The sequence below is a fragment of the Arenibacter lacus genome (genome assembly GCF_008711145.1).
GTDB lineage: Bacteria > Bacteroidota > Bacteroidia > Flavobacteriales > Flavobacteriaceae > Arenibacter > Arenibacter amylolyticus.
The window spans coordinates 1-453 of record NZ_VVIN01000251.1 but is presented as its reverse complement, the minus strand read 5'-3'; the positions used below and the strand labels follow the sequence as shown (position 1 = coordinate 453).

The window sequence follows — 453 nt, the reverse complement described above, 5'->3', positions numbered from 1 at the left end:
TATAGCGCCATACATCGAGTTTCTACAATAGAAGGGAGGCTTTTGCGTTAGAAAAATGGTCTCCCCAACCGTAAAACCTACGAAATGAGAAAAGTATATTCCCTTTTGGCGCTAATCGGCATGCTACTTTCTGCCAATTGCACTCGCATTGCAGAAAACAACGATCCGGTTATAGGTATCTGGACCTACTTCAGCACGGCCAGTACGGACAAGAGCGCCAAGCAGACCGTAAAAGAGGAGTGGATTTTTAACGATGCGTATTTAGGGCGCTTCCATACCTATAATAATGGGGTGCGCACTATTACGACCGATTTTCAATGGTTCCATAAAGAGCAGGCCTACACCATCACCTACCCAGGATTAGACAGGAAGGAAGACATTGTAATCATGGGCAAAACGGACCGCGGCAACGTACTCACAGACCACCAAGGGAATATATTGGCCATCCGCGAG

General features: G+C 46.8%; 1 protein-coding gene. It reads left to right on the top strand.

From position 1 onward, the window contains the following. Positions 1–84: 84 nt before the first annotated feature. Positions 85–453 (top strand): hypothetical protein (locus F1E73_RS17370; protein ID WP_150452706.1); only part of this gene is annotated, 369 nt, incomplete at its 3' end.